At 68.7% G+C, this 26,755-nt stretch carries 23 protein-coding genes; 9 read left to right on the top strand and 14 right to left on the bottom strand.

Translation table 11 applies throughout. From position 1 onward, the window contains the following. Positions 1-3 precede the first annotated feature (3 nt). A complete protein-coding gene (locus QCD70_RS03690; protein WP_301213832.1) occupies positions 4-648 on the bottom strand; it encodes an SAF domain-containing protein in 645 nt (214 codons plus the stop codon). An 86-nt stretch (positions 649-734) separates the two neighbouring features. On the opposite strand from QCD70_RS03690, the gene QCD70_RS03685 reads away from it, so the two are divergent. Further along, the gene (locus tag QCD70_RS03685; protein WP_301213831.1) at positions 735-1,016 is read left to right on the top strand and encodes a helix-turn-helix domain-containing protein; all 282 of its coding nucleotides are present in this window, start codon (positions 735-737) and stop codon (positions 1,014-1,016) included. Positions 1,017-1,019: 3 nt separating this feature from the next. On the opposite strand, the gene QCD70_RS03680 is transcribed toward QCD70_RS03685, so the two are convergent. Beyond that, a complete protein-coding gene (locus QCD70_RS03680; RefSeq protein WP_301213830.1) occupies positions 1,020-1,634 on the bottom strand; it encodes a hypothetical protein in 615 nt (204 codons plus the stop codon). 283 nt (positions 1,635-1,917) lie between these two features. On the opposite strand from QCD70_RS03680, the gene QCD70_RS03675 reads away from it, so the two are divergent. Then, positions 1,918-2,421: an Rv3235 family protein gene (locus QCD70_RS03675; protein ID WP_301213829.1), complete on the top strand. Its 504-nt coding sequence runs from the start codon at positions 1,918-1,920 to the stop codon at positions 2,419-2,421. A gap of 93 nt (positions 2,422-2,514) precedes the next feature. On the opposite strand, the gene secA is transcribed toward QCD70_RS03675, so the two are convergent. The 6 genes from secA to mtrA form a co-directional block, all read right to left on the bottom strand. Further along, positions 2,515-5,370: a preprotein translocase subunit SecA gene (gene secA / locus QCD70_RS03670; protein ID WP_301213828.1), complete on the bottom strand. Its 2,856-nt coding sequence runs from the start codon at positions 5,368-5,370 to the stop codon at positions 2,515-2,517. Positions 5,371-5,539: 169 nt separating this feature from the next. Beyond that, positions 5,540-6,265 (bottom strand): ribosome hibernation-promoting factor, HPF/YfiA family, encoded by a 726-nt coding sequence (hpf, locus tag QCD70_RS03665; protein ID WP_301213827.1) that lies wholly within the window; start codon positions 6,263-6,265, stop codon positions 5,540-5,542. An 11-nt stretch (positions 6,266-6,276) separates the two neighbouring features. After that, positions 6,277-7,092 carry a ComF family protein gene (locus tag QCD70_RS03660; RefSeq protein ID WP_301213826.1) on the bottom strand — a complete coding sequence of 272 codons (816 nt, stop codon included), beginning with the start codon at positions 7,090-7,092 and terminating at the stop codon, positions 6,277-6,279. A 92-nt stretch (positions 7,093-7,184) separates the two neighbouring features. Beyond that, entirely contained in the window at positions 7,185-8,873 is a 1,689-nt protein-coding gene (locus QCD70_RS03655; protein ID WP_301213825.1) for an LpqB family beta-propeller domain-containing protein, read from the bottom strand. Beyond that, entirely contained in the window at positions 8,870-10,561 is a 1,692-nt protein-coding gene (gene mtrB / locus QCD70_RS03650; protein ID WP_301213824.1) for an MtrAB system histidine kinase MtrB, read from the bottom strand. Before mtrB ends, QCD70_RS03655 begins: the two co-directional genes overlap by 4 nt. A 6-nt stretch (positions 10,562-10,567) precedes the next feature. Further along, positions 10,568-11,248, bottom strand: coding sequence for an MtrAB system response regulator MtrA (gene mtrA, locus QCD70_RS03645; protein WP_301213823.1), 681 nt, complete (start codon positions 11,246-11,248; stop codon positions 10,568-10,570). A gap of 125 nt (positions 11,249-11,373) precedes the next feature. Here mtrA and QCD70_RS03640 point away from each other — a divergent pair, with 125 nt between their 5' ends. The 5 genes from QCD70_RS03640 to QCD70_RS03620 all read left to right on the top strand — a co-directional run bounded on the left by QCD70_RS03640 (position 11,374) and on the right by QCD70_RS03620 (position 16,865). Further along, positions 11,374-12,543, top strand: a complete 1,170-nt coding sequence (locus QCD70_RS03640) for a hypothetical protein (RefSeq protein WP_301213822.1) — start codon at positions 11,374-11,376, stop codon at positions 12,541-12,543. Positions 12,544-12,556: 13 nt separating this feature from the next. Continuing rightward, a complete protein-coding gene (locus tag QCD70_RS03635) occupies positions 12,557-13,240 on the top strand; it encodes a DUF4129 domain-containing protein (protein WP_301213821.1) in 684 nt (227 codons plus the stop codon). Continuing rightward, complete coding sequence (locus tag QCD70_RS03630) at positions 13,237-14,448, top strand: DUF4350 domain-containing protein (protein WP_301213820.1); 1,212 nt, start codon at positions 13,237-13,239, stop codon at positions 14,446-14,448. Before QCD70_RS03635 ends, QCD70_RS03630 begins: the two co-directional genes overlap by 4 nt. Before the next feature lie 85 nt (positions 14,449-14,533). Further along, entirely contained in the window at positions 14,534-15,508 is a 975-nt protein-coding gene (locus tag QCD70_RS03625) for an AAA family ATPase (RefSeq protein ID WP_301213819.1), read from the top strand. Positions 15,509-15,533: 25 nt separating this feature from the next. Continuing rightward, positions 15,534-16,865, top strand: a complete 1,332-nt coding sequence (locus QCD70_RS03620; protein ID WP_301213818.1) for a DUF58 domain-containing protein — start codon at positions 15,534-15,536, stop codon at positions 16,863-16,865. A 37-nt stretch (positions 16,866-16,902) separates the two neighbouring features. On the opposite strand, the gene QCD70_RS03615 is transcribed toward QCD70_RS03620, so the two are convergent. Beyond that, a complete protein-coding gene (locus QCD70_RS03615) occupies positions 16,903-17,898 on the bottom strand; it encodes a stage II sporulation protein M (protein ID WP_301213817.1) in 996 nt (331 codons plus the stop codon). Positions 17,899-17,915: 17 nt separating this feature from the next. On the opposite strand from QCD70_RS03615, the gene QCD70_RS03610 reads away from it, so the two are divergent. After that, a complete protein-coding gene (locus tag QCD70_RS03610; RefSeq protein WP_301213816.1) occupies positions 17,916-18,791 on the top strand; it encodes an RDD family protein in 876 nt (291 codons plus the stop codon). Positions 18,792-18,935: 144 nt separating this feature from the next. Here the strand turns inward: QCD70_RS03610 and ahcY are convergent, their stop codons facing one another. Beyond that, positions 18,936-20,420 carry an adenosylhomocysteinase gene (gene ahcY, locus QCD70_RS03605; protein WP_301213815.1) on the bottom strand — a complete coding sequence of 495 codons (1,485 nt, stop codon included), beginning with the start codon at positions 20,418-20,420 and terminating at the stop codon, positions 18,936-18,938. 35 nt (positions 20,421-20,455) lie between these two features. Then, positions 20,456-20,662 (bottom strand): DUF3499 family protein, encoded by a 207-nt coding sequence (locus tag QCD70_RS03600; protein WP_055947171.1) that lies wholly within the window; start codon positions 20,660-20,662, stop codon positions 20,456-20,458. Between the two features lie 98 nt (positions 20,663-20,760). Between QCD70_RS03600 and QCD70_RS03595 the strand changes: the two genes are divergently transcribed. Continuing rightward, complete coding sequence (locus QCD70_RS03595) at positions 20,761-21,210, top strand: metallopeptidase family protein (RefSeq protein ID WP_055930946.1); 450 nt, start codon at positions 20,761-20,763, stop codon at positions 21,208-21,210. A 47-nt stretch (positions 21,211-21,257) separates the two neighbouring features. On the opposite strand, the gene QCD70_RS03590 is transcribed toward QCD70_RS03595, so the two are convergent. From QCD70_RS03590 to QCD70_RS03580, 3 genes are all read right to left on the bottom strand, one after another. Continuing rightward, on the bottom strand, positions 21,258-22,691 hold the full coding sequence (locus tag QCD70_RS03590; RefSeq protein ID WP_301213812.1) for a DUF5719 family protein: 1,434 nt from the start codon (positions 22,689-22,691) through the stop codon (positions 21,258-21,260). Continuing rightward, a complete protein-coding gene (locus tag QCD70_RS03585) occupies positions 22,681-26,352 on the bottom strand; it encodes a glycosyltransferase family 2 protein (RefSeq protein ID WP_301213811.1) in 3,672 nt (1,223 codons plus the stop codon). Before QCD70_RS03585 ends, QCD70_RS03590 begins: the two co-directional genes overlap by 11 nt. 82 nt (positions 26,353-26,434) lie before the next feature. Beyond that, positions 26,435-26,755 (bottom strand): WhiB family transcriptional regulator, encoded by a 321-nt coding sequence (locus QCD70_RS03580; RefSeq protein ID WP_055930939.1) that lies wholly within the window; start codon positions 26,753-26,755, stop codon positions 26,435-26,437.

Genomic DNA, 26,755 nt, shown 5'->3' with positions numbered 1-26,755 from the left:
GGCTCACTTCTCGACGAGCGGCTCGCCGTCGGGCACGATGGCCAGCGCGGCACCGTTCGCCATGGCCTCGAGAACGGATGCGACGGACTCGCGCGGAACACGCAATTCGACCTGCACATCGGTGCCGGATGCGACGAGCCCGGCGGATTCGACGACCGACACGACTTCGGCCTGTGCGACAAGGACCACGGGCGCCTCGAACACCGACCCGGAGTCGGAGGCGGCCGCCGACCAGAGGGTGACCCGGGAGGACGTGTCGACGACCGACGGAACCGGACCGGACACGGTGACGACCACCTGGGCCTCGTCGACGGAGCGGGCGGCGCCCACCGACGCGCTCGGCACCAGTTCGCCCCGCCCGATGGCTCGCACGACGACGGCGCCCTCCGCCGGAATGTCGTCTGGCCTGAGATAGCGGTCGGCCGCCGAGCCGAGCCGCACGTGCGCGACGGCCAGATCGTCGGCGGTGAGTCGTTCACCCGTCGTGATCGTTGACGACGCCACGTAGACGTCGGTCGTCTCGTCGACGGTCGCGACGAGCCAGGTGACACCGACAGCGGCGACCACGACGAGCGTGACTCCGATCAGAAACCGAGGGTCGACGAAGAACCTTCGATGCGTTCGGAGGCGGGGAGCGGAGCGGTCCATACGCACATGGTGCCAAGGTTCGCGGCACCGTGTGAAAGTTATCCACAGGGCCGCAGGATGCACCGCGCCGGTTTCATAATTGAGGAATGAACGATCCCGCTTCGCCCGATCGCCTCGGTCGTTTCCTCACCCTTGCCGACACGGCAGAGGTGCTGAACGTCTCGGCGAGACAGGTCTACGCCCTGGTTCGTTCGGGCGAGCTGCCGGCCATAAAGGTGGGAGCCGCCGGGCACTGGCGCATCGAGCGGCTCGTTCTGGAGTCGTACATCGACGCGATGTACGAGGAGAGCCGCCGCCTCAGCCTGTGGCAGCAGTCCGACGCCGCACCGCTGCCCGAGCTGTCCGATGGCAGAATCATCAGGCGCTGAGAATCACACCCTGAAGAGCACGACACAGTCGAAGGCGATGAGGCGGTAGCCCACGACCTCGACCTCGCGACGCGACGATGTGGCGTCGTGCACGGCGATGTCGAAATGATCGCGACCGACCCGGTCGATGGTGCCGAACACCGACTCGGTGGCCAGAACCACCTCGATCGCAGTGCGCCTGCGGCACAGGTCTCGGAGAAGAAAGGCGAGCCCGAGCCTGTCGGTGATCGCTCCGGCGCCCTCGTGCGACGGGCGAGGCTCGAGCGAGTGGCGTATCTGGCGCTTCGTGAGCGACAGCCCCTGCACTGCGGTGAGAGGAACGATGCACTGCCGCTGCCGTCGCGTGCCGCCCGACGCGCTCGGGTCGAGGTCGGCCGCGAACCAGTCCTTTCCGATCGTCTTCACGATGGCCGACAGGGTGCCACCGCCCAGCAGAACGAACGAGATCGAGTAGTTCGCCCCTCGCTCCGAGACGCTCGCCAGCTGGAGCAGGCGGTCTCTCAACGAGAGCCGGCCGAGCCGCAGCCGCTCCTCCTCGTCGTGAAGATCGTTCTCCTCGGCGTGAAGACCGTACTCGAGCTGGCTCTCGAGGTCGGAGAACAGGTTGTCCCATCGCATAGCAGGAACGGTAACGGGTGATCGCGAGCCCGGGTGGAATCTGTCCACAGGGCAGAAAGGCTTGTAGACACTGTGACTCCAAAGCTGCTTGAGTGTCCGAAGATCCCCCATGCAGGGGACATGCTCATCACTGCCAACCACTGACAGTGCATCGCTCGCCTGGATGGGGACAAGAACAGGCGCTCGGTGCACCGAAGTCACTGGAGCGCGCTCGCGCACGCCCCAGCGCCCTGCTCACGCAGCTTTCGACGTCTCATTCGACCGTTTCGCCAGAGAAGACACCATGCAGAGTCCCCGCACCGCACGCTCGACGACCCCCTACTTCGACCCACAGCACGCAGCCACCCTGCGCGCCGTTCCTCCCCTCGCCCCCGACGCGGCGACCTCCGAGCCGCCCGAGCGCCCGCATCCCGAGTACTTCGATGCGCAGCCCACCTCGACCTCGTCGCTGCCGAACCCGGTGCCGCTCATGGAGAATCTCGCTCGCTGCGTGCTCGAGGTGCTGGCCGGCGCACGCGACCTCGACCAGCTCTCACGATGGGTCGCCGACGACGTCTACCGTCATCTTCTGAAGAGGGTCGTGCTGGCTGCGCGGGCACGTCAGGCGCGGGGCACCCCCGTCGGACGTCCCTCATTCCGTATCGGCAACACGATCACCTGCGAGCCGGCAGACGGCGTGGTGGAGGGCGTCGTGATCGTGCACGGCAAAGCGCGCACCAGGGCCGTGGCCATTCGCCTGGAGGGGCTCGACAAGCGCTGGCGCGCGAGCGCCATCAACGTTCTCTGACGGGTCGTTCCCTGAGCTTGTCGAAGGGGCCTGTCGAGGGGCTGCCCTTCGACAGGCTCAGGGAACGGCGACAGGCTCAGGGAACGCCAGTTGCTACTTCTTCTTGCCCTGCTTGCGGCGGTCGGCGCGGTTGTTGGCAGCCGGGGCGTTGGCCGGGCGCTTGGCCTGCGGGCCCGCGGCGGGCCGCTTCGCGCCCTGCTGACCGGATGCCGCCGGGGCGGCCGCCGGAGCAGACGCTCCACGGGAGAACGCGGACGCGACAGGAGCGGACTCCTCTTCGGCCTTCTTCGCGCGAGCCGTGGCGGCCTGCTCGATCTGGCCCTTCTGGTTGCGCACCTCGACTCCGCCCGAGTCGCTCGGAGCCGAGTAGCTGAGCTTCTCGGTGGCCGTCGAGTCTTCGAGGCCCTTGGCCTGAACCACGGGCGCGTCGACCTCGCCTGCAGGAGTGTTGACCTGCACGTCGAGGTTGAAGAGGAAGCCGACGGTCTCTTCGCGGATCTGACCCATCATCGACTGGAACAGGGCGAAGCCCTCGCGCTGGTACTCGACCAGCGGATCGCGCTGCGCCATGGCGCGCAGGCCGATTCCGTCTTTCAGGTAGTCCATCTCGTAGAGGTGATCGCGCCAGCGGCGGTCGATGACCGAGAGCACGACCCGGCGCTCGAGCTCGCGCATGGCGGTCTCGCCGAGGGTCTCCTCGCGGTTCTTGTAGGCGAGCTGCGCGTCGGAGAGGATCTCGCGGCGCACGAAGGCGCGGTCGATGCGACCCTTGCTTCCGCCGGCCTCGGAGACGACCTCGTCGATCGTGATCGACACGGGGTACAGCGTCTTGAGCTCGGTCCACAGGGCGTCGAAGTCCCAGTCGTCGCCCGTGCCGGAACCGGCGTGGGTGTCGATGACGTCGTCGACGACGTCGACCAGGAACTTCTGCGCACGCTCCTGGAGGTCTTCGCCCTCGAGGATGTGGCGGCGGTCGGAGTAGATGGCCTCGCGCTGGCGGTTCAGAACGTCGTCGTACTTCAGAACGTTCTTGCGGATCTCGGCGTTGCGGCCCTCGACCTGCGACTGCGCGCTGCGGATGGCCCGCGAGACGACCTTCGACTCGATCGCGAGGTCGTCGGGAACGTTGCTGCGGCCCATGAGGCTCTCGGCGGCGCCGGCGTTGAAGAGGCGCATCAGGTCGTCGGTGAGCGACAGGTAGAAGCGGCTCTCGCCCGGGTCTCCCTGTCGGCCGGAGCGACCGCGCAGCTGGTTGTCGATGCGGCGCGATTCGTGCCGCTCGGTTCCGAGAACGTAGAGGCCGCCGGCCTCGACGACCTTGTCAGCCTCTTCTTGAACATCGGACTTGACCTTCGCGAACACCGAATCCCACTCGGCCTCGTATTCGTCAGGGGTGTCGACGGGGCTGAGACCGCGCGAGTTCATCTCGGCGACGGCGAGGAACTCGGCGTTTCCGCCGAGCATCACGTCTGTTCCACGACCGGCCATGTTGGTGGCGACGGTGACCGAGCCGAGACGACCCGCCTGAGCGACGATCGCCGCCTCACGCGCGTGGTTCTTGGCGTTCAGGACCTCGTGCCGGATGCCCTTCTTGGCGAGCAGGCGGGAGAGGTATTCGCTCTTCTCGACGCTCGTGGTTCCCACGAGAACGGGCTGGCCCTTCTCGTGGCGCAGGGCGATGTCTTCGACGACCTGATCGAACTTGGCCTGCTCGTTCTTGTAGACGAGGTCGGACTGGTCGATGCGCTGCATCTTGCGGTTCGTGGGGATGGCGACCACGCCGAGCTTGTAGGTCGACATGAACTCAGCCGCCTCGGTCTCGGCGGTACCCGTCATGCCCGACAGCTTGTCGTAGAGACGGAAGTAGTTCTGCAGCGTGACGGTGGCGAGCGTCTGGTTCTCGGCCTTGACGGCCACGCCCTCTTTCGCTTCGATCGCCTGGTGGATGCCCTCGTTGTAGCGGCGGCCGGCGAGGATGCGGCCGGTGTGCTCGTCGACGATGAGAACCTCGCCGTTGAGAACGACGTAGTCCTTGTCTTTCTTGAAGAGCGCGCGGGCCTTGATGGCGTTGTTCAGGAACGAGATGAGCGGCGTGTTCGCCGACTCGTAGAGGTTGTCGATGCCGAGGTAGTCCTCGACCTTCTCGATGCCGGGCTCGAGGATTCCGACGGTGCGCTTCTTCTCGTCGACCTCGTAGTCTTCGTCGATGACGAGCCGGGTCGAGATGCCGGCGAACTCAGTGAACCAGCGGTTGGCCTCGCCAGAGGCGGGGCCGGAGATGATGAGCGGGGTGCGAGCCTCGTCGATGAGGATCGAGTCGACCTCGTCGACCACGGCGAAGTTGTGGCCGCGCTGCACCATGTCGCTTGCCTGCCACGCCATGTTGTCGCGCAGGTAGTCGAAGCCGAACTCGTTGTTCGTGCCGTAGGTGATGTCGGCCTCGTACTGAACGCGGCGCTCGGCCGGCGTCTGGCCCGACAGGATGACGCCCGTGGTCATGCCCAGGGCGCGGAAGACGCGGCCCATCAGCTCCGACTGGTAGCTCGCGAGGTAGTCGTTGACCGTGACCACGTGCACACCCTTGCTGGTGAGCGCGTTGAGGTAGGCCGGCAGCGTGGCGACGAGGGTCTTGCCCTCACCGGTCTTCATCTCGGCGATGTTGCCGAGGTGCAGCGCCGCACCACCCATGAGCTGAACGTCGAAGTGGCGCAGGCCGAGCGTGCGGCGGGCAGCCTCTCGGACGGCCGCGAAGGCCTCCGGCAGCAGGTGGTCGAGGCTCTCGCCGTCTTCATACCGCTTGCGCAGGGCAGGCGTCTCTTCTTTCAATTCCTCGTCAGTGAGGTCTTTGAACCCGTCTTCGAGGGCGTTTATCGCCTTCGCGTAGCTCTCGAGTCTGCGAAGAATACGGCCTTCACCGACACGGAGAACTTTTTCAAGAACTGAAGCCACAGAGAGTCTCCTACTGCTGATATCGCGGCGCATTTGGCCGACAATCCCAGCAATTCTAGCCTGCCTTGCCTGTGCGTCACCGGAACTGCGCCTGAACCCCGGCCGAACACCGCGAAGGCCCGACCCTGTGCAGGGCCGGGCCTTCGTCACGCGGGCTGCGTTCGCGCGTCTATCGTGACGACGCTCCGGCCGCAGCGGCCGCGGCGACCGTGCCATCGGCATCCGTCGCCTGATCGTCGAGCCCGATCACGCCGTACTCCCAGCCCTTGCGACGGTAGACCACGCTGGGGCGCAGGCTGTCGGCGTCGATGAAGAGGTAGAAGTCGTGGCCCACGAGCTCCATGTAGTAGAGGGCGTCATCGACCGTCATCGGCGCGGCGGGGAACACCTTCTCGCGAATGACGACGGGCGTGTACTCGGTGTAGTCGTCGTCTTCGGAGTAGCTCGGCTGGTCGGGTTCTTCGGCCCGCGGCTTGACGGCTCCGCTGCTGTCGACGCTGTTCAGGATCTCGACATCGGCCGGCGTGATGTCGATGACCGCGAAGCCACCCGTGGAGGCCTCACGCAGGGAGACCGGGCGATGCTTGCCCCGATGCACCTTCTTCCTATCCTTGGCACGACGCACGCGCTCCAGGAGTTTCGCGAGGGCGAGATCGAACGCCGCGTACTTGTCGCTCGCCGCGCTCTCCGCCCGCACGATGGGGCCAGGACCGATCAGTGTGAGTTCGACCCGGTCGTCGCCCGGCGACGCCGTGGCCGAGTTGTGTCGGCAGAGTTTGACCTCGAGTGCGAGGGCCTTGTCGGCAAGATGCTCGACCTTCTCGGCCTTCTCTGTCGCGTAATCCCGAAACCGATCGGTGATTCCTAGGTTTCGTCCGGTGATGTTGATTTCCAAGGCGATCTCTCCTAGTCCAAGACGCGGCGCCCGAGTCGAGGGCGATTGGATTCCGCGCCTTTTCCCCCACCGTAGACCTGCCGGCTGACTAAGTCACCGTGTAATTCACTGTTTGTTCTCTTGACTTTTGCTGTATGGGCGAGAGCTGCCGAACCCCACACGATCGCTCCCCCGGCCTCGGCCGCGCGACGGCATTCGAGCAGGGTCGCTCCCGTCGTGACCACATCGTCGACGAGCAGCAGGTGACGCCCGGAGAGCCTCTGTCGAACCGCCTCGACCGAGCCCCGGAGATTGGCCCACCGCTCCTCGACGCCGAGGGATGCCTGGTCGCGGAGAGCACGCACGTAGCGGAGTCCGGTGGCCCGGCGAGGCTGCGGCCCTGCCCATCGCAGGAGCGACTCGACGGGGTTGTATCCGCGCAGCCGGAAGGCGCTGCGCGACGAGGGGACGACGAGGGTCTCGAGCATCGCGCCGGACGGCAGGCCGGGTCCGAGGGCGGCGACCGCCTGCGTCACGGCGACCCCGAGGAGTCGCCCGAGCGGCCTGGCGGCATCGACGCGACCGCTCTCTTTCAGCGCGTGCAGCGCCGTCTTGGGCACCCCGGCGTAGTCGACCGCGAACCACAGGGGAAGACCGCGCCCGTCTGCTGAGGCCCGGGCAGCGGGCGGCGTCACCAGGTGATGGCCGGCCGGCTCGGGCGGCTGGAGCGCCGCCCGACAGTCGTCGCACACCCCTCGGTCGGGCGCGCCGCACCCGGCGCACTCCACGGGCAGCAGCACGGCGAGACCGTCGAGGAGCGCCGTCGAGATCGGGCCACGGGCATCCATCACCTCAGCCTGACGGCCACCCGGCGCCGCGATCCCGGCGCACCGGCTCTCTGCGGAGAAGACGGCCCGCCCGGCGATTGTGCGGAGCGGTCTCAGTACTGCGTGGCCAGCAGCGCCACGTCGGCGGCGCGAACCTGCCACGTGTTGGCGCTCTGCTGCAGGATCGTGCCGTCGGAGGCCAGCACGCGCAACCCGACGACGTCGTTCGAGCCCACGAGCGAGACGACGTCCGACGCGTCGGCCAGCTGCGTCGTGGTGCCGCCGATCTGCTGCTGCACGATCGCGTTGTCGCCCGATGCGGTGAGCGTCGCAGACGCGACCGACAGGGAGTCGACCCACGTCGCATCCACTGCCGTGCCGGGCCCCTCGGCCAGGTCGACGGGCTCGCCGAGCCCCGTGGGTGTGCCGTCCTTGTCGCGGATGACCGACGCGACCACGAGGCGGGGCACGCCATCCATCGTGAGGAATGCGAGCACCCTGGCCCCATCGCGCGAGACGTCGAGCGACACGATCTCGCTCGCGCCGTCCCACGTGGCCGTGAAGCTCGATGGCGTGCGCCCGCCAGCCGCCACACGCACGTCGAGGGGCGACCCGCGCGGAACCGTCCACACGAATCCATCGGGGTCGATGCTCGGCTCGATGAGACCGGGGCGGTCGTCTACGAGACCGGGCGTCGACGAGGGAGCGACGGCGTAGACGCCGGCGGCCGTTCCCACGGCGGCGAGCTGCAGGCCGGGAACGGAGTCGGAGAACGCGATCGATGTGGCCGCGAGCGATGCCACGTCGTCGCTGATGCCCTCGATCGGCGTGAGCGAACTGCCGGTGAAGAAGCCGAACTGCCCAGAGCGGAGGACGAGCGCACGACTGTCGACGCGGGGACTGGTGACGGGCGCGGCGTCGCCCGAGGTGGCCAGAGGAACCTCTGTGGAATCGACTGTCAAGCGTACGGTCGACACGCCGCTCAGGGCGAGCAGACTCGCCCTGAGCTGGACCTGCATGCGCTCGAGCGTCGCCTCGCTCGAGTCGAGGACGGGCCCCGACAGGTCGACGGATGCGAGTCCGGCGTCGACGGGAACGCTCGTCACTCCGGTTCCCTCGGGGAATGCGGTGACCACGGCGCCGCCGAGCCAGGCGGAGGGGCCGTTGATCAGGGCCCGCGCGATGCGCGTTCCGGTATTGGATGCGACGCGCGGGAACCAGCGCACGTCGGGCACCAGACGCTCGTAGCTCGGATCGAAGAAGTAGAGAGGGTACGAGTTGTAGACCTCGGCGAACTCGGTGGCGAGCATGACGATGCCGTCGGGCGCCGTGTTGATGCGCCACTGGCCGCCCTCCTGCACGAAGGTGTAGCTGCGCGTGACCGGGGCCGCGGCGGGCACGGTGACGTACTCGCCGTCGCCGTCGACGGTGGCGATGGGGCTGACCTTCAGATCGATCGAGGTCTCCGATACGGTCTGCGTGCTCCGGCCGCTCTGGTCGATCGTGACTCCGGCGTCGGGCTTCCAGTCGTCGGAGAAGCTCTTGCTGAGGAACGACCTCGCGACCGCGAAGTTGTTCAAGGGGTTGAGGGCTGCGCGGATGAACCCGTTGAGGATGTCCTCCTGGCTCTCGTCGACGCCCGGGCCGGAGGGCTGGAAGATGATGTCGATCTCGTCGCTGGTCGAGATCGCGTCGCCCTTCTCCACCGGGCCGGAACCGGGGATGCCCACGCATCCGGCGAGAAGCAGTACGGTCAGCGAGGCCACCGCGGCGGCGAGGGATCGGGAGCGGGATCGGATCATGGCTTGTCTCCGTTGAAGGCCTGCTCGTCGAACGTGTTGTGCGTCTGCGCCTCGCCATCGGCATCGAGCGGCGGCAGTGGCAGCGGCGAGACGCCGATCGGCCGGCCCTTGATGCGGGGCAGGGTCAGTCGGAAGCACGAGCCGGCCCCTGGCTCGCTCCACAGTTCGAGCTCTCCCCCGTGCAGCGCCGCGTCTTCCAATGAGATCGCGAGGCCGAGGCCCGTGCCGCCGATGGTGCGTTTGCGCGACGGGTCGGCCCGCCAGAACCGGTCGAATACCCGGGCGGCCGCCTCGGGGGTCATGCCGATGCCGTAGTCGCGGACCGCGAGCGCGACGGCCGTGGCCGTGCTGTCGATCGACACGATGATGGGGCGCCCCTCGCCGTGCTCGATCGCATTGCCCAGAAGGTTTCGCACGATGCGCCGGATGCGTCGCGCGTCGATGTCGGCCTCGAAGTACCCGCCCAGCGCGACGAGCCGCAGTTCGCTGCCCGCCTGCTGCGCCAGCTGGCTCATCTCGTCTATCGAGCCCTCCACGAGATGCACGAGACTGGCCGGCTCGGTCTCGAGCTCGGCGGAACCCGCGTCGAACCGGCTGATCTCGAGCAGGTCGCCGAGCAGCAGCTCGAAGCGCTCCGTCTGCGTGTGCAGCAGCTCGGCCGTGCGCGAGGTCGCGGGCGGAAAGGAGTCGCGTTGATCGAACAGCACGTCGCCGGCCAATCTGATCGTGGTGAGGGGCGTGCGCAGCTCGTGCGAGACATCCGACACGAACCGCTGCTGCACGCGAGAGAGATCGGCCAGCTGGGTGATCTGCGACTGGATGCTGTCGGCCATGCCGTTGAAGGACCTCGCCAGCGTCGTGATCACGTCGTCGCCCTTCTCGGGAATGCGCACCTCGAGCTCGCCCGCGGCGAGCTTCTCGCTGGTCTCGGCGGCCACGCGGATCGGCTCGACGACGAGTCGCACGACGACCCAGGCGATCACGCCGATCAGCAGGCTCAGCGCGAGGGCCGCGATGAGAAGGATCTGCTGCACGAACACGAGTGTGCGGTCGGCCTCGGCGAGGTCGTAGCCGAGGTACAGCTCGAAATCTCCCGAGCCGGGCACGACGAGCGGCGACCCCACGACGATGCCGGGCACGGATTCGGAGCCGCTGTCCTGGAGGGTGACCGACTGCCAGTACTGGGTCTGATCGTCTCCACCCGACGCCACCTGCTGGCGAAGCTCCGGGGTGATCACATCGACCAGCCTCACCGCTGCGAAGGAGATGGCCGTGTTCGGCCCCGTCTCCGTTCCGGGAGTCAGGTACAGAGCGACGAGGCGCGACGAGGTCGACGCAGTGATGGCGTTCTGCACGCTGTTTCTCAGGGAGAAGCTCGCAGCCTGCCCGGTGACGTCGGACGAGTCGAAGATGCGTTGCGCCTCCGTGGCCGCGCGCTTCGACTCGTTCAACACCTGTTCGAGCCGCGAGTTGAAGAGGTCGTTGCTGATGCTCGTCGACACGAACGCACCCGTAGCCGACAGGGCCACAGCCGAGAGCGCCACCGTGATCACGATGGTGCGGAACTGCAGCGATCGCCGCCAGCCGCGCGCGATCTGCCTCGGCCAGGTGCGCCACTCCCGCACGATCGTCGGGCCTATGCGGCTCGTGCGGCGCCCTTCGACGGTGGCGATGCTGTCTGTCGACACGGCCCGCTACGTGACCTGACCCGCCCGGTAGCCGACGCCACGAACGGTCATGACGATGCGCGGGTTGTCGGGATCTTCCTCCACCTTGGCGCGCAGGCGCTGCACGTGCACGTTGACCAGACGGGTGTCGGCCTTGTAGTGGTAGCCCCAGACCTGTTCGAGCAGCATCTCGCGAGTGAAGACCTGCTGCGGCTTGGCGGCCAGGGCGTGGAGGAGATCGAATTCGAGAGGGGTGAGTCCGATGCGCGCGTCGCCCCGGCGCACCTCGTGCCCGGCGACGTCGAGCTCGAGGTCGCCGACCTGCAGCAGCTCAGGCGAGCCGGCGGCGCTGGGCCTCAGACGGGTGCGGATGCGTGCCACCAGTTCCTTGGGATTGAACGGCTTGACGACGTAGTCGTCCGCTCCCGCCTCCAGCCCCTTCACCACGTCGGTGGTGTCGGCCTTCGCCGTGAGCATGATCACCGGTGTTCCGGACTCCGCTCGGATGAGCTTGCACACCTCGATGCCGTCGAGACCGGGGAGCATCAGATCGAGCAGAACGAGATCGGGCTTCGACTCGCGGAAGATGCCGAGCGCCTCCGCGCCGTCGGCGCAGAACACCGGCTCGAATCCTTCGGCGCGCAGAACGATGCCGATCATCTCTGCCAGGGCGGTGTCATCGTCGACGACCAGTATGCGAGCATCCATGCGCTACAGATTAGTCGAGCCGCCCGTCATTGATTCACAGCATCCTGCGGGCGGGGCGGGGTGTGTGGAAGCATGGGAGCACGTGACATGCCGGGGGGACACCGATACGACATGAAGGAACACCGGTGAACGACAGCCAGAATGGCGGGCCCGAGGCGCCCTCCTCCCTGCCGCAGCCGTACGGCGGTGTGCCCCAGGCCGCCTACGGAGCCCCGCCCACGGGCTACCCGCCCGTGCCGCCGCCCGCACCCGGCGCCTGGTCTCCGCCGCCTCGTCCCGGCCTGCTCCCCCTCCGCCCGTTGGGGTTCGGCACGCTCCTCGGCACCCCGTTCCAGGTTCTGCGACGCAACCCCGGCGCCACCTTCGGCAGCGCCCTGATCGTTCAACTCGTCACATCTCTCGTCGCGGTCTTCGTCATCGGCGGCGTCGGCATCCTCGCCTTCGGTCGAATCGACAGCGCCCTCCCCGAAGACCGAGACGCCGTCACCGCCGGCGCCTGGGCGACGGTGATCCTCGCCAGCCTCGTGCCTCTCGCCCTGTCGATCCTCGGCTCCGCTCTACTGCAGGGCGTGCTCGTCGTCGAGGTCGCCCGCGGCACCCTGGGCGAGAAGAACCGCATGGGCGCACTCTGGAAGGCCGCCGGTAGACGGCTCTGGCCCCTGATCGCCTGGTTCGCGATCCTCCTCGGCCTGATCGTCGTGGCCGTCGCCGGGGTCATCGGCATCGCCGTGCTCATCGGCATGATCGGAGGGGCCGCGATCGGCGTCGCCATACTCTTCGGCGTTCTGGGCACGCTCGTGCTCGCCGCCGCCGGAGTCTGGCTGGGCACGAAGACGGCCCTGGTGCCGTCGATCATCGTGCTCGAGCGTCGAGGGGTGATCTCGTCGATCGGACGTTCCTGGAGGCTCACCACCCACTCGTTCTGGAAGACCTTCGGCGTGCTCGCGCTCATCGGCATCATTCTCTACGCGGCGACGCAGGTGATCACCACTCCCGTGTCGTTCATCGGCGGACTCGTCGCGAGCTTCCTGTTCCCCACCGGCAGTTCCGACGACTCCGGTTCATACATCGCCGTGGTGGCCGTGACCTATGGGCTCGCGCTCGTGGTCAGCCTCGTCCTGGGCTCGATCGCGGCCGTCGTGCAGTCGTCCGCCGTCGCGGTCGTCTACATCGACCTCCGGATGCGCCGCGAGGGTCTCGATCTCGACCTCATGCGCTACGTCGAGGCCCGGCAGGCCGGCGGATCCCACGAGGTCGTCGATCCCTACCTCGTCTCGTCCCAGAGAAACGGCTGACCTCTCCTCTCCTATGCGCCCGTTCTCCGCTCTGTCCACGGTTCTTCTCGACGTTCCCGTCGATCCCGACGCGCCTGACGCGCGCAAGCTGCTGCTCGAGGAGCTCGGCAAGCCCGAGTACGCGGCGGCCAGGCCGACCCTGATCGACCGCATCGCCCAGGCCATCCAGGACTGGCTCGGTTCCTTCCAGGGCTCGGGTGACAGCTCCGTGCCGGACATCTTCCCGCTTGTCGTGACCGTGCTCGTGGTCGGTCTCATCGTGGCGGCCTTCTTCGTGTTCGGCCGGCCTCGCCTGCAGCGGAGGAGCGCCGTCGCCGGCGCCCTGTTCTCCGACGACGACGACGCTCGCACCTCGGCTGAGCTGCGGGCGTCGGCCCACCGAGCCGCAGCCGCCGGTGACTTCGTCGTGGCTATCGAGGAGATGTTCCGCGCCGTCGCCCGCCAGCTCGCCGAGCGCACCGTCGTATCGGTCACTCCCGGCACCACCGCGCAGGAGTTCGCCGCCCGCGCCGGCCGCACCTTCCCGGAGTACGGCGATCGTCTGGTCCGGGGAGCCCGCTCCTTCGACGGCGTGCGCTACCTCGGCCGGCCAGGCAGCCGCGAGGAGTTCGACGAGATCTCTGCACTCGACCGCGACCTGCTCACCGCCCGGCCGGCTCGACTCGAGCGCGTCGCCGACTCGGGAGCCGCGCTGTGAGCGCGCCCGCGACCGTGCAGGGTTCCCCCTCCCGGGCCGAGTCGACGACGCCCACGCTCCGCGCCACGGCACGACGCTGGCGGTTCTGGCTCATTCTCGCCGCGGTCGCCGTGGTCGGCCTGCTCGCCGTCACCGTCGCATCCGGAACCGGAACCGGCAGCAGGGCGCCGTATTCGATCACGAACGCCGCACCCGACGGCAGCAAGGCGTTGGCCGAGGTCCTGCGGCAGCAGGGGGTCGACGTCGTGCAGGCCGACACGCTCCCGGAGGCGCGAGCCGCGGTGGATGCGGCGCCCGGCGCGACCCTCGCCTTCGCCGACCCCGTCGGCTATCTGACCGACGAGCAACTGGCCGAGGCCGCGGAGCTCGCCGACCGGGTCGTGCTGTTCCTGCCGGGGTTCAACGAGTTGCGTGCCTTCGCACCCGGGGTCTCGGCGGCCGGCGCACCCCGCGACGTCGACGGCGTCGATGCCGGATGCTCCCTGCCGGCCGCCGAACGCGCGGGCACCATCATCGGTGGCGGACAGTCCTACCGCGCAGCCGCAGACGGCGACGCACGACTCTGTTTCCGCAGCTCCGACGACGCCTACTACGTCGTGAGCACCGAGACTCCGAGCGGCACGGTCACCGTTCTCGGCGCGGCCGATGTGCTGACCAACGAGGGCATCACCGGAGTAGGAAACGCGGCTCTCGCGCTGGGCCTCCTGGGCGAGGACGACACACTCGTCTGGTACGTGCCCACGGCAGACGACGTCGTGGCCGACGGACCGGCCGACGTCGCGTCGCTCACTCCCGACTGGGTCACTCCCGTGCTTGTGCTCGCCGTCTTCACCTTCGTCGCGGCCGCCATCTGGCGGGGGCGCAGGCTCGGTGCGCTCGTGGTCGAGAACCTTCCGGTCACCGTGCGTTCGCGCGAGACCATGGAGGGCCGCGCACGGCTCTACGCCAAGGCCGGCGCGCACACCCATGCGCTCGACTCGCTGCGCATCGGCACCATCACGCGTCTGTCGTCGGTGCTCGGACTCCCCCGGAATGCGTCCGTCGACGAGGTGGCCTCATCGGTGGCCGCGGTGCTGCCCGGATGGTCGCCTGGCGACATCCGGTCCGTTCTGGTCGATGCGACGCCCTCCGGCGAGGCCGATCTGATCGCCCTCTCCGACCGGCTCATGCTGCTCGAGAACGCCGTGACGAGCGCGGTGCGCCCATGACCGTCGAGACCACCCCCGCAACAACCGCAGGCACCGCGCACACCACGCCACCCCACCTGCCCGTGTCCCCACCGAAAGGCCGACCATGACAGACCAGCCAGAACAGACTCCCGACCAGCTCCGCCAGGCGCTCGGCCGAGTGCGCGCAGAGGTGGGCAAGGCCGTCGTCGGCCAGGACGGCGCGGTGACCGGCCTCATCGTGGCATTGCTCGCGAAGGGTCATGTGCTGCTCGAAGGCGTTCCCGGCGTCGCGAAGACCCTGCTGGTGCGATCGCTGAGCCACGCGCTCTCGCTCGACACCACCCGCGTGCAGTTCACTCCCGACCTGATGCCCGGCGACGTGACGGGCTCCCTCGTCTACGACGCCAAGTCGGGCGACTTCGAGTTCCGCGAGGGCCCCGTCTTCACCAACATCCTGCTGGCCGACGAGATCAACCGCACCCCTCCCAAGACGCAGTCGGCCCTGCTCGAGGCGATGGAGGAGCGACAGGTCAGCGTCGACGGCCTCAGCCGCCCGCTCCCCGACCCCTTCATGGTGGCGGCGACCATGAACCCCATCGAGTACGAGGGCACCTACACGCTCCCCGAAGCCCAGCTCGACCGGTTCATGCTCAAGCTCGTGCTCGACCTTCCTCCGCGCGACACCGAGATCGCCGTGCTGCAGCGGCATGCGGCCGGGTTCAACCCGCGCGACCTGGCCGGCGCCGGTCTCTCGGCGGTGCTCGGCGCATCCGAGTTGCGCCAGGCGCAGGCATCCGCAGCCGCAGTGGGCGCCAGCCCCGACGTGCTCGCCTACATCGTCGATCTGGCCCGTGCGACCCGGCAGAGCCCCTCGGTCAAACTCGGCGTGAGCCCCCGTGGCGCCACGGCCCTCGTCGCGTCGGCGAAGGCCTGGGCATGGCTCAACGGCTCCCCCGCCATCACTCCCGACCACGTGCAGGCGATGGTGCTGCCCGTGCTCCGGCACCGCATCCAGCTGCGTCCCGAGGCCGAGCTCGAAGGCGTCTCCGTCGACTCGATCCTGCGTTCGATCCTCAGCCAGGTGCAGGTTCCCATCTGATGACACCTCGAGAGCTCTCCCTCTGATGGCCGTCACCGGACGCTACGTGCTGCTCGTCGCCCTCGGCGCCGTTCCCGTCGTGATTCTGGGCGAGGCCTACCGCCAGGCCGAACTCACGCTCGTGCTGTGGCTGCTGCTCACCGTCGTGATCGGCGTCCTCGACCTGATCCTGGCCGCGTCACCGCGTCGGCTGGTCGTCGAGAGGGTGCTGCCGCATCGGGTTCGTCTCGGAGAGACGGTCGCGAGCGAGGTCTATCTCACGAACGAGAACTCGCGAACCCTTCGGGCTCTCGTTCGCGACGCTTGGCAGCCGTCGGCGGGGGCAGCCCTCACCCGTCAGTCCCTCGTCGTTCCCCCGTCCGAGCGCCGGATGCTGCGCACCGCGCTCACCCCGTTCCGACGCGGAGATCGCAGAACGGCCGGCCTCACGGTGAGAAGCTTCGGACCGCTCGGGCTCTGGGCCCGGCAGGCCACCCTGTCGAGCCCGGGCCGCGTGCGCGTGCTTCCTCCCTTCACCTCGCGCAAGCACCTGCCGTCGCGCCTGGCCCGCCTGCGCGAGCTCGACGGCGCGACGAGCGTGCAGATCAGAGGCCAGGGAACGGAATTCGACAGCCTGCGCGAGTACGTGCGCGGCGACGACGTGCGTTCGATCGACTGGCGCGCCACGGCGCGGCAGGGGGATGCCCGGGCCGGGCACGAGCAGAAACTCATGGTCCGCACGTGGAGACCCGAGCGCGATCGGCGCATCGTGATCGTGATCGACACCGGACGAACACAGGCCGCTCGCATCGAGGACGAGCCCCGCATCGACACGTCGATCGAGGCATCGCTGCTGCTGGCCGCCCTCGCGACGCGGGCCGGCGACCGTGTCGACCTGATCGCGTGGGACCGCCGCATCCGGGGTCGTGTGACCGGCGCGAGCGGCGGCGAACTGCTGAGCCGCATGGTCGACACGATGGCCACGATCGACCCCGAGCTGCTCGAGACCGACTGGTCGTCGGTGGCGGGGCAGGTTCGTGATGTGACGAACCAGCGGGCGCTCGTCGTGCTTCTCACGACGATCGACACCCCTGCGTCCTCCAGCGGGCTGCTGAGCGTGCTCCCCCAGCTGACTCAGCGCCACACGGTCGTGGTGGCTGCCGTCTCGGATCCCGAGGTGCTGCGGGCCGTGTCGCGGCGCGGCGACCGCGACGAGACCTACCGCGCTGCGTCGGCCGAACGCTCCCTGCTCGACATGGAGCGGGTGACCACGGCCATCCGTCGACTGGGCGGCGACGTGGTCACGGGCTCCCCCGCCGCGCTGCCCCCGATGCTCGCAGACCGCTACCTCGCCCTCAAGGCCGCCGGCAGGCTCTGACCGCGCACCGCGCGCATCCATCGGGCAGGAGCAAGGGTCAGCCCGCGACGAGCTGCTTCGCGCCCGCCTCGAACTCGTCGAGGTCTCCCGTGTGGCCGGCCCGCACGGCGGCTCGTCCGACGATGAGCATGTAGGCGAGGAACGCGGCCAGGGCGAGGGCACCGATGCCGATCTTCACCGCCCACGGCCAGGGCTGGGGCGTGACGAAGCCCTCGATGATTCCCGAGATGAAGAGCACGATCACCAGGCCGAGGGCAACGGTGAACAGGGCCCGTCCGTCTTCGGCCAGCGCCTGCGCCCGGGTGCGGGCGCCGGGAGCGACCCACGCCCAGAAGATGCGCAGGCCGGCGGCTCCGGCGACGAAGATGGCCGCGAGCTCGAGAAGACCATGCGGCATGATGTAGAGGAAGAAGGTGTCGCCCTCGCCGTAGTGGAACAGCACGGCGGCGCTGAGTCCGAGGTTCTGGGCGTTCGACATGATGAGCACGGGCACGTAGAAGCCCGTGATACCGAACGCGATGCACTGCGCGGCGAGCCAGGCGTTGTTCGTCCAGACCTGGCCGGTGAACGAGGCGGCGGGATTCTCGGAGTAGTAGTCGACGAAGTCCTGCTCGGCGAGCTTCTTCAACTGCGCATCGGAACCGAGGTTCGCCAGCACCTGGGGATCGTTCGACACCCAGAGCGCGTAGAGGGCGGCCACGCCGACCGTGACGACGGCGAGCACGAGCGTGAGCCAGCGGATGCGGTAGAGGGCGGCCGGGAGCTGGAGGACGAAGAAGGCGGGGATCTGCCGGAGGATGTTCGGGCCGGCCCCGGTGAAACGCAGGCGGGCCCGCGAGAGGAACAGGGAGAGCTGGGCGCCCTGGGCCGTCGATCCGGCCGTGGTCTTGATCGCCGACAGATCGGATGCGCCGGCCTGGTATCGCTCGATCAGCTCGTCGGCCTCGGCACCCGAGAACTGACCTCGTCTGCCCAGGGCATCGAGACGGGCCCACTCGTCGCGGTGGGCTGCAGTGTAGGCATCGAGATCCATCTGCTTGAATTGTATTCATGACCGACGCCCGTGTCGCCTCACCCGCTCCGGCCTTCGTCGACCCGCTCGCCGACGCCTACGCCGACGACGAGCTGCTGATCGGCGAAGCCGTGGCCATCGACGTGCGCCCCGCGGGCTTCATCCTGCGCGCCGGCGGTGCTGCGATCGACGTCATCATCTCCGTGGCCATCCTCATCGTGCTCCTGCTCGGTGTCGGGGCCCTCGCCGAGAACGCCCTCATCGACGAGGCCCTCACCGCCACGTTCAGCGTCTCGGCACTGGTGCTGTGCTTCGTCGTCGTTCCCACCACCCTCGAGGTGGTGCTGAAGGGTCGCTCCGTCGGCAAGCTCGCCGTCGGCGCACGCATCGTGCGCGACGACGGAGGTTCGATCTCGATCAGGCACTCCGTGATCCGCGGGCTGGTCGGCGTCCTCGAGATCTACATGACTCTGGGCTCGATCGCGATCGTGACGGCTCTGCTCAATGGCCGGTCGAAGCGTCTCGGTGACCTTCTCGCAGGCACGTACAGTCAGCACGAGCGCGTGCCGGTTCCGGTCAGTCACGCGCGAGGCGTGCCGGTGATGCTGCAGGCGTGGGCCGAGGTCGTCGATGTGGCCCGCCTGCCCGACCGCCTCGGCCATCGAGTCTCGCAGTTCCTCGTTCAGGCGCCGCAGATGGCCCCGGCCACGAGGGAGCGACTCGCTGTGGAGCTCGCCGCCGAAGTCACGCCGTTCGTGTCGCCCATTCCGCAGGTGCACCCCGCGCTGTTCCTGTCGGGGGTCGCGGCCGTGCGCCGCGATCGAGAGTACGCCGCTCTCTCCCTGCAGAAGGCCGCTCTGAACCGCCTCGACCCGATCCTGCAGAGCCTCCCGCACGCCTTCCCCCGGCGCTGACGTCCTCGGCGCTGACGTCCTCGGCTCCGCCGTTCAGTCACGCCCAGCGCGGGTGTTCCAGCCATGCGCCGTGGCCTGACCACCACGTTGGGCAGGAACCACCGCGCTCGGCCGCAGACCGTGGCAGCCGGACGTGCGGCGAGCTCAGTAGCGGTAGTGGTCGACCTTGTACGGTCCCTCGACGGGCACGCCGATGTAGGCAGCCTGGCGGGGAGTGAGTTCGGTGAGTTCGACGCCGAGCGCATCGAGGTGCAGTCGCGCCACCTTCTCGTCGAGGTGCTTGGGCAGCACGTAGACGCCCACCGGGTAGCGCTCGCCGAAGGCGAACAGCTCGATCTGGGCGAGCACCTGGTTGGTGAACGAGTTGCTCATGACGAAGCTGGGGTGGCCGGTGGCGTTGCCCAGGTTCATCAGGCGCCCTTCGGAGAGCACGAGCACGCTGCGGCCCGTGGGCAGGCGCCACTCGTGCACCTGCGGCTTGATCTCGACCTTGACGGCTCCCTCGAGCTTCTCGAGCCCTGCCATGTCGATCTCGTTGTCGAAGTGGCCGACGTTGGCGATGATGGCCAGGTGCTTGAGCCCGAGGATGTGCTCGACGGTGACCACGTTCTCGTTTCCGGTGCCCGTGACGATGATGTCGACGTCGCCGATCACGCTCTCGAGCCTGGCCACCTGGTAGCCGTCCATCGCGGCCTGCAGCGCGCAGATCGGATCGACCTCGCTCACGATGACCCGGGCGCCCTGTCCGCGAAGCGCCTCCGCAGCGCCCTTGCCCACGTCGCCGTAGCCGACCACGAACACGACCTTGCCGCCGATGAGAACGTCTGTCGCGCGGTTCAGGCCATCCGGAAGCGAGTGGCGGATGCCGTACTTGTTGTCGAACTTGCTCTTCGTGACCGAGTCGTTGACGTTGATCGCGGGGAAGAGCAGCTCGCCGGCGGACATCAGTTCGTAGAGGCGGTGCACGCCGGTGGTGGTCTCTTCGGACACACCCTGGATGTCGGCGGCGATGCGCGTCCAGCGATCGGTCGACGAGGCGAGCGAGCGGCGCAGCAGGTCGAGCACGACGCCGTACTCCTCGCTGTCTGAGGGATCGCTCGCGGGAACGGCGCCGTCGAGTTCGAACTGACGACCCTTGTGCACCAGCATCGTGGCGTCGCCGCCGTCGTCGAGGATCATGTTCGGACCGGCGTAGTCGGCACCGTCGGCCTCGGCCTCTGCAGACCAGTCGAAGGCCTGCTCGGTGCACCACCAGTACTCCTCGAGCGTCTCGCCCTTCCATGCGAAGACCGGAACACCGGCGGGGGCGTCGGGGGTTCCCGTGGCGCCGACGACGATCGCTGCCGCGGCCTCGTCTTGCGTGGAGAAGATGTTGCAGCTGACCCAGCGAACGCGAGCACCCAGCGCGGTGAGGGTCTCGATGAGCACGGCCGTCTGGACGGTCATGTGAAGCGATCCCATGATGCGCGCACCGGCCAGCGGCTGGGAGTCGGCGAACTCGGCGCGAAGCGACATGAGGCCCGGCATCTCGTTCTCAGCGAGGCGGATCTGATGGCGACCGGCCTCGGCGAGCGTGAGGTCGGCGACCTTGAAGGGCAGAGTGGTCACCGGAGCGGCAGCAGAAGTCATGCCTCCATTGTAAAGAGGTGACGCTGCACGAACGCCTACTGGGTGAACTGCACGTGACGCATGACCTGCCACCCCTGCGGCGCCTTGAGCCGCTCGGAATGGCGGGCGCAGAGGTCGTAGCTGTGCGGCTCGTGGCTGAGGCTCAGAGGGCCGAGCACGGCGAGGGAATCGGCGTAGACGTACGTGAGGGTGGCGATGGCCTCGTCGGGGCACGCCACACGGGAACACGGTCGATTCGTCATCACCCTTCACGGTACGCCCGCGGCGGCGACCAGACGGTCAGGCTCGATCGTGTGTCGTGGGTTCTGCCGGGCGCGAGCGCAGAGAATAGACTCTCGCCATGGCTCGCTCACGTCGCATCGCACCGGCCTCATCTCGAGGAACCGGTCGCAACCGCCACGGCAGAGGGCTTCGCTCGGCGGTGACCGGCCCCCATCTGCCCATGATGAACACCCGCATCGACTTCTTCGACACCACCGTCGCATCCACGGCCGAGTACCTGCGCAGCATCTGGCCGAACGAACTCGCCGACGCCGTCTTCGAGATCGGTGCGCTGCCCTACGGCCCCAATGGAAAGCCGGGCACCGCGGATTCAGGTGTGGAGCGCTGGCGCGTTCTCGGCGACCGCATCATCCTCTACCGCGTGCCCATCGAGCGTCTCGCGCACCTTCACCGCAACGACGAGGCACACCGCCGCATGCTCGTCGAGAGCTGCGTGTTCCGCGCGGTCGCCGAGTACCTCGGCAAGGATCCGTGGGATCTCGCGCCCGAGGGCTTCCGCCACTTCTGAGCGGTCGCTTCCCACCCGTCAGCATTGGTGGGATGCGCCGAGAACGCCTACGGGTAGACGACGATCGGGGCGGCGAGCTCGCTCGGCGCCGCGACCGTGTACGCGGAGAGCTGCCCGTCGCTGCTGTAGCCGACGCTGATGCTCACCGCCTCGGTCATCGTGGCCGTGTAGATCGTGTTCGGCTGGGCCTCGAGACCCTTCGTGCCGCCCGCGGGCACCACGATCTTGACCTCGCTGCCCGAGGCCGTGCGCAACGTGACGGTCGCGTCGTCGTCGCCTGAATTCGCCAGATGGATGCGCGGGGACGGGCCGGGCGCGATCGGAACGAGAACATCGTCGTCGAGCGGCTCCGCCGCCTGGTTCCAGGCGAAGTCGATGGCGCCGGCGGAGAGGGCGGACGTGCGCGCGGAGGCGACGATCGGCTCCGTGGAATCGAGCGTCACGGAGTAGGTGCCGTCGGGAAGATCCTTGAGCGGAAGCTCGCTGACGACGCCCCCCGGAGCACTGAGGCTGTAGGAGCCGTCGGCTGAACCGGAGCTCTCGCTGGCGACCGACACGGTGATGGTGGCGTCGGAGCTGCCGGGCACGTAGACGCGCAGCGCGGCCTGCAGATCGGCATAGCCGTCGGCGGAGAGGCGCTCGGCGATGGCGGACGTTCCGGTGATCTTGACTCCGGGGAAGACCATCTCGGTCGAAGGCGCCGATGTCGTGCCCGAGAGCTCGATGCCGCCGGGCTCGAGGCCGCGGATGATGGTCTGCTGCAGGCTCGCGGCGACGTATCCGCCCGTGCTGACGACGTGAACCACGGGGTACTTGGCGTTCGGGGCGAATCCTGCGAGCGAGAAGACACGCTGCGACTGCGCATCGACGGTGATCCCCGTCGATCCGGGAGCCTCGAGCCGGCCGTTCTCGTCGAAGAAGGTGAGGTCGACGTCGGCGGTGACCTCGGACGGGTTGCTCAGCAGCACGAAGCTCGTTCGACCCACGGTCGTCGCGCCTCCTACGAGCCAGGAGTCGGCCTTCGCCTCGGCACAGTTCGTGGAGGCGAGGCCGGCCACGTCCTCCTGCGAGATAGCGACGGACTGGGCGGCAGCGACGAGAACGCCGGGATCGGCATCCGGCGCCGTCACCACGGTGGGCGCGGTCTCATCGGTGACGGTCGAGTTGTCGGGAGCTGCAAGCGGGGCCTGGTCGATGTCGACGTCGGCCTCGGAGGCCCCGCTGCTGCGCTTGGGCGAGCCGATGCCGGACGAGGAGGTCGCGTCGGCTCCTGCACCGTTCGAGAGCTGCAGGAGCGATCCGGGGCACACGAGCGTCTGGGGCAGCGGCGTCGGGGCGACCTCGACAGCCGGCACCGAGACGGAATGCGAGGGCAGCGGGATGAGCATCGCTCCGGCCACGAGCGCGACGCCCGCTCCGAGGGTCAGCGCTGCTCCCAGCGCGCGTGCGCTGGTGGCGATGACTGTGCGTCTAGCGGCCATCGTGCTCATCCTCCTCGTGGCTCAGGTCGATCGGTTTCACGCGCATCACGGTTTCCGCATCGGGGTCGTAGTCGTCGTCGATGTCGTCGGGCAGGGCACGTGGATGCGAGAAGGCCGGTTCAGGGTCGGCCTCGGGCTCCGAGCGGTGCGGCTCGAGGGCATGTTCCGCCTGCGGGGCCTGCACCGGCTCAGGCTCCGGTGCCGGCTCGGCTTCGAACTCGGGCTCGTGCTCGGCTTCGGGAGACTCGACGAACTCCGTCGTCGGCTCCGCCTCGATCGGCGGCAGCTCTGTCGAGGCGGGCGATTCGACCAGCTCGTCGAGCGACGGAGTCTCGGGCTCTGCAGCGAGCTCGGGTGCGGTCAAGGGCTCGGCCGGCCCGAGCAGATCGAAGTCCTCGCCGGGGTGGATCACGACCGGCTGCGGGGCGGCTTCGACCTGAGCGTGCGATTCGGCCTGCGCGTGCGACTCGACCTGAGCCGCAGATGCGGTCTCCGGTTCCGGGGTGGGGGTCGGCTCGGACATCTCGACGCTCGATGACCCGGCGACCGACGATTCGGATGCCCCGTCCGGCTCCGCCTGCGTCTCGTCGGGCGTCGTATCCGGAGCAGACGCGACCGCGGCCGTGCTCGCCGCGACGGCGGCAGCAGCCGCCTCTGCGGCGGCGTCGGGACGTTCCTTGCGCGCGAACAGGCGACGACGACGGCGCACTGTCGCACCGGGCGCCGCGGCGCCCGCCGTCTCGGCGGCCCGCCCATCCGGAGCCTCGGCCCCGTCGTCGGCGTTCTCGTCATCGTCGGAGCCCTCGGAGTCGGGCTCATCGGGGATGACCGGACCTGCAGGCTCCAGCGCGCTCACGGCGCGAGCACCGTGCGGCTGCAGACGTCCGGCCGGCAGCGCGAGAAGCAGCATGAGAAGGAAGACGATGCCCTGTCCGACGAGCACGAGCACGCCGGTGGCCGATCCGAGGTTGGTGGGTGCCGGCTCCGGGAGGCTCGACAGGCTCTCGGTTCCCGTGATCTGCCAGAGGGTTCCCGCGAAGGTCTTGCCCACCGTCGTGAGCGACGCGTTCGCATCGAACGCGGCCGTCGAGCGGGTTGTGGTGGTGACCAGAGCGGGTTCGTCGTCACCCGGCGCGGGGTTGGCGAGCAGCACGAATTCCACGCCGAGGTCGGCGAGGCGCGGGGTGCTGTCCTCTCCGCTCAGTGAGGCCAGGTTGCCGATGAGCTCCGCGAGTTCGGCGTCGCGTGCCGGGTCGCGGTTCGTGGAGGCGAGGGTGGATTGGTCGTCGAGCATCACGCCGGTGCCGTTGACGATCTCCGACTCGAGTCCGCCGTCGGGCTGCGGGGTGAGCACGAGAGTGCCGACGCGGGGTGTGGATGCCGCCTCGGCGGTGACGAACGCGGGAAGCAGGCGGCCATCGGTGGTCTGGATGGCCGAGGAGCCGAGCAGGGTCGACGCGACGAGCGGCACCGCGACCACGACAACGGTGGTGGCTGCCACGAATCCGGGGGCGACGGAGAACCGCTTGAGCGTGTGCAGGCCGATGACGGCGGCGCAGACGAGGCCGAGCCAGTAGAGGCTGAGACCCGGGCCGGCCCACAGCACGACAGGGTCGGCCCCGATCGCGTCGAGCGAGATGCGGGTCGACGCGATCGCGGTCGCCAGGCCGAGCAGCGCGCCGACCACGGCGACGATGGCCCGGGTGACGCTCGGACCGGGAATCACGAGCGCGAGCACGGCGAGGAGGCCGAGGGGAACCACGGCGATCGCCAGGACGAGTTGCAGCACCGACGAATCGATGCCGACCATCGACGCAAGCCCGGTCCATCCGCTCTGTGCGGAGTCGGGGATGCCGCTCAGCAGCGCCAGGATCGACCCCGGCTCGCGCACGACGGGAACACCGGGGTCGGCGAGGATGCCGATCGGATTCCCGGCGCGGAACTGATCCCAGGCAAGAGGGAGGAAGAGGGCGACGGCCGGAATCGGGATGCCGATGTAGCGGGCGATGTTGCGACCCGCCGTGGCCACGGACACCACCCAGATGACGAGAAGTGCGGGCCACAGCGACGGGGCGCCCGCCAGGGTCACGGCGAACAGGATGGCGGCCATCGCCGACGCCGACCACGATTTGCGCGCGGCAAGACCCGCGAGCACGAGCCAGGGCAGCAGCAGATGCGCCAGAACCGCGCCGATGGCTCCGTTGTCGAGCGAGGCGAGGAAGGGGGGAGCGAGAGTCCAGAGCACGGCGGCGACGGCGCGCAGCCACGGTTTGTCGGTGAGTCGTGCAGCGAGGAACCAGGCCGCAAGCGCGGCCAGCGGCAGAGCGGCCAGATAGAGGCCGACGACCGCGAGGGACGGCGACCAGAACGTGATCGATCCGAGCACGGCCAGCACGGTGGTGAAGGGGTCTGCGGCACCGACGAAGCCGAGCCCGATGTCGCGCCAGCCGTAGCCGACGTGACTCCACAGCTCGCCGAGAGTCGCGCTCACCGGCAGCAGGGAACCGCCCGTGAGTGCAATGGCACCGATCAGGGGGACGAACATGACCAGCCCGAGCACGGCGAAGATCAGAACGGTGGTCACGCCGCCCGTCGCGATGAACTGGATGCGGTCCTTCTCGCCGCGCAGGTGCGTCAGGGCGATCTCGCGTTGCAGAGAGCGGCGGCGGCGCACCTCGTCTCCCGGAATGCGCAGAGGAGCGATCGTGGTCCAGCCGACCCTCTTCGCGGCATGCAGATTCTTGCGGGCCTCGGTGATGCGCGATCCGAATGCCGTGCGGAACGCGGCCGACATCTCGCCGCCGATGGCGCCGGGCTGCTTGCGCACCAGCTGGCCGAGACTGCGGGCCACGGCCAGGGGAACGAGCGAGAGCCAGTGGAAGACCACGGCGAACGCGGGTGCATAGACCAGCCTGCGGTGAAGCTGCGCTGCCCGCCGGTCCGCCTGTCGTTTTCTCCGCGCGCGACCCTTCTCGCTGCGGCCGGGGCCGGCGAGACCGACGCCCGCCGACGCGATGCGCGCTGCGGGCACGCCCATCACCCGGTGGCCGGCGAGTCGCACCCGCACGCTGAAGTCGAGACCGTTGTCGGCGGTCGGCAGGGCGTCGTCGAACCCGGCCAGGTCGTTCCAGACGGTGTGGCGAACGAGCATGCCTGCCGCGCCGACTCCGAGAACATCGCTCATGCGATCGTGCTGTGCCTGGTCGAGCTCGGTCTCCGCCATCGAATAAGTGGCTCCGAAGCGCGTGAGCGTCTCACCGAACTCGCTGATGTAGTCGGGGTGCTCCCAGTCCATCTGCTTGGGGCCCGCGGCAGCAACCGAGGGATTCACCTCGACTGCGGCGAGCAGAGCGGCGAGCGCGTCGGGCTCCGGCGCCGTGTCGTGAGCGAGCAGCCAGAGCCACTCGTTCTCGTCGGCGGGAGGGGGGACCACACCGAGGGCGTGGGCGACGGCCGTGCCGAAGCTCAGCCTGCCGGAGGCCGAGATGAAGTGCGTGGGAAGCGCCGCCGACAGCAGGGCGGGCGTCTCATCCGACGAACCCACATCGACCACGATGAGGCTGTCGGGCTGCCTGGTCTGCGCCTTCAGCGCGTCGAGGGTGCGCGGAAGGTAGTCCGCTCCGTTGGAGGCGACTAGAACTGCTGTAACTCGGGCGCGCATATCCCTTAGACCCTAAGGGCGGCATGCGCCCGTGGCGGGTCAGGCCCCGGCGTGCCGGGATACCTATGAGAAAACTATGACCCTAGGCCTGCTTGCGCAGCTTGCGGCGCTCGCGCTCGGACAGGCCACCCCAGATGCCGAATCGCTCGTCGTTCTTGAGCGCGTACTCGAGGCACTGGGCCTTCACCTCGCACGATGTGCAGATGCGCTTGGCATCTCGAGTCGAGCCGCCCTTTTCGGGGAAGAAGGCCTCGGGGTCGGTCTGGGCGCAGAGAGAGTCGGTCTGCCACGCCAGCGGGTTCTCGTCTTCTACCGGCGCCTGTTGACGAACGCCCGGAACACCGAGATTGACGGGATCGACGAACCAGTCCTCTGGGACGCCTGAGCGGTATTCCATAGCCAT

Source organism: Agreia sp. PsM10, from assembly GCF_030433855.1.
Taxonomy (GTDB): Bacteria; Actinomycetota; Actinomycetes; order Actinomycetales; family Microbacteriaceae; genus Agreia.
This window is presented reverse-complemented; position numbering and strand designations above follow the sequence as displayed.